The organism is Arthrobacter sp. Y3223164 (genome assembly GCF_059091005.1).
Window position 1 is genome coordinate 1 of record NZ_JBNHGF010000362.1, and the last position, 2,716, is coordinate 2,716.

General features: G+C 68.4%; 3 protein-coding genes. All 3 read right to left on the reverse strand.

Annotation, left to right across the window (positions count from 1 at the left end):
* Positions 1-1,404: DEAD/DEAH box helicase (locus tag AC5RUJ_RS14055; RefSeq protein ID WP_494156033.1), on the reverse strand; the 1,404-nt coding region annotated here is incomplete at its 3' end.
* 393 nt (positions 1,405-1,797) lie between these two features.
* Complete coding sequence (locus tag AC5RUJ_RS14060) at positions 1,798-2,307, reverse strand: PadR family transcriptional regulator (RefSeq protein WP_494076310.1); 510 nt, start codon at positions 2,305-2,307, stop codon at positions 1,798-1,800.
* Positions 2,308-2,321: 14 nt separating this feature from the next.
* On the reverse strand, positions 2,322-2,716 hold a 395-nt coding region (locus AC5RUJ_RS14065; RefSeq protein WP_494156034.1), incomplete at its 5' end, for an FAD-dependent oxidoreductase.

Consider the following 2,716-nt stretch of genomic DNA (forward strand, 5'->3'; position numbering starts at 1 on the left):
CTGGCCCTTGGGTGCCTCGGGCAGGTCCTGGACCAGCAGCGGGCGACCGCCCTGAGCCATGACCGCCAGCGCGGCCGCGATCTCGGCGGCCGGCACGTCGTGCTCGGTCTCGTAGTTCGCGATCAGGTCGCGGAAGATCGAGACGTCCTCGGACGCCAGGGTCTCGGTGATCTGTTCCGCGAACTTGCGCATCCGCAGGTTGTTGATGGTCTCCGCCGAGGGCAGGTGCATCTGCTCGACGGGCTGGCGCGTGGCCTTCTCGATCGCCCGCAGCAGGTACTTCTCGCGCGGGGTCATGAACAGGATGGCGTCGCCCGAGCGGCCCGCACGGCCGGTGCGGCCGATGCGGTGCACGTAGGACTCGGTGTCGTGCGGGATGTCGTAGTTGACCACGAGGGTGATGCGCTCGACGTCCAGCCCGCGGGCGGCGACGTCCGTGGCGACCAAAATGTCGATCTTGCCGTCGCGCAGGGCCTCGACGGTGCGCTCACGCTGCTGCTGCGGGATGTCGCCGTTGATGGCGGCGGCCCGATAGCCGCGGGCCTTGAGCTTGTCGGCCAGGTCCTCGGTAGCCATCTTGGTGCGCACGAAGGCGATGACGCCGTCGAAATCTTCGGCTTCCAAGATACGGGTCATGGCATCCAGCTTGTGCGGGCCCATGACCTGCAGGTAGCGCTGGCGGGTGTTGGTGCCCGTGGTGGTCTTGGCCTTGACCGTGATCTCGGCCGGGTCCTTCAGGTACTTCTTCGCGATCCGGCGGATGGCGGTCGGCATGGTCGCCGAGAACAGGGCAACCTGCTTGCTTTCCGGGGTCTTGGAGAGGATCTGGTCGACCTCTTCGGCGAAGCCCATGCGCAGCATCTCGTCGGCCTCGTCCAGCACCAGGTACTGGAGTTCGGACAGGTCCAGCGAGCCCTTTTCGATGTGGTCGATCACGCGGCCGGGGGTACCGACAACCACCTGGGCGCCGCGGCGCAGGCCGGCCAACTGGGGGCCGTACGCGGAGCCGCCGTAGACGGGCAGCACGGTGAAGTCGTCCATGTGGGCGGCGTAGGAGGAAAAGGCCTCGGCCACCTGCAGGGCCAACTCGCGGGTGGGGGCCAGCACCAGGATCTGGGTGTTCTTGGTCGGCGGCAGTTCGGCCATCCGGGAGAGGGCGGGAACAGCGAAGGCTGCGGTCTTGCCCGTGCCGGTCTGCGCCAGGCCGACGACGTCGCGGCCTTCGAGCAGGACGGGAATGGTGGCGGCCTGGATGGGCGAGGGCTTCTCGTAGCCGACGTCGGTCAGTGCGGCCAGGACACGGCCGTCGAGGCCGAAGTCGGTGAAGAGTACGGTGTTCTCGTCTTCGACGGCCGGGGCGGCGTCGGTGTTTTCGGGCAGGGTGTTAACAGTGTTTTCGGACACGGGGCAGTTCCTCGTATTCAGCTGGGGACCGGTGGCCGCGGCACATTGATGTCCGCGGTCCTCTGACTCAAAGCCCGGCGCTATTACAATCCCGTGGCAGGGCTTTCCGCCGCTTCGCTGGCCACCCGCAAGCTGCGGAGAGACCTGGCGGCGTTTTCTTTAGCCGGCGCTCCCAAACATGAAACTGCCCGCCGCATAGAGGCGGGCCCACACACAATCAGACGCTTCGACAAGACCGTAAACGGCATTATCGCGCAGAACTAAGGGAATACCGACAGTGGGGGATGTATCCAGTGTACGGCACGCTCCGGGTGGGCGGGGACGGGGAGCACGACGGCGGGCGGTGACCTTTGGCACAGCAGGGCACCCGGCGCCGAGCCCCGGGTCGTGTTCCTACTCCCCCTGCAGGGTCTGCTCGGCCCACTCGATCCAGGCCTGCTCGAACATGATGCCTGCCTGCAGCACGGCCCGCTGCAGCCGGTTGGCGTCGGTCCAGGTGCCCCGCTGGTCGAGCTGGCGGTAGGCCGCGAGTTGCGCGCGGTGCAGGCCCAGATGCCGCTCGATTTCGCCGTGAATCGGGACATCTCCGAGCACCGAGGAGGCGCGGAGGCGGATCATCAGCTCTTCCCGGACGGGGCGCGGGTTCTGCTGTTCGTCGGTCCAGCGCCGCAGTTCCTCCCGGCCGACGGCAAGGACCTGGTACTCCTTGGCGCGCCCGCGGCTGGAGTCGCGGCCCGTTGATTCGACCAGGCCGTTCTGTTCCAGCTTGGCGAGCTCGCGGTAGATCTGCTGGTGCGTCGCCGGCCAGAAGAAGCCGAACGACTTGTCGAAGCGGCGGGCCAGTTCCGCCCCGGACCCGGGCCGCTCCAGCAAGGCGGTGAGGATGGCGTGCGGCAAGGACATGAGGGCTCGCTCCGTTACAGCGCCGCGGCCAGCCGGGTCGCCTGGTTGATGGCGCGTTTGGCGTCGAGTTCGGCCGCCACGTCGGCGCCGCCGACCAGGTGGACCGGCAGCCCCGCAGCTTCGAGCGCCTCCTGCAGCTCCCGCTGCGGCTCCTGGCCGGTGCAGAGCACCACGTTGTCGACGGCGAGCACCGTGTCGGTGCCGTCGACGGTCAGGTGCAGTCCGTCGTCGTCGATCCTGCGGTAGGTCACCGCCGGGATCATCTGCACCCCGCGGCTCTTGAGCTCGGCCCGGTGGATCCACCCGGTCGTCTTGCCCAGCCCGGCGCCGAGCTTGGATTCCTTGCGCTGCAGCAGGTAAACGCTGCGGGCCGGGCGTTCGGGCCGCGGAGCGGCCAGGCCGCCGCGCG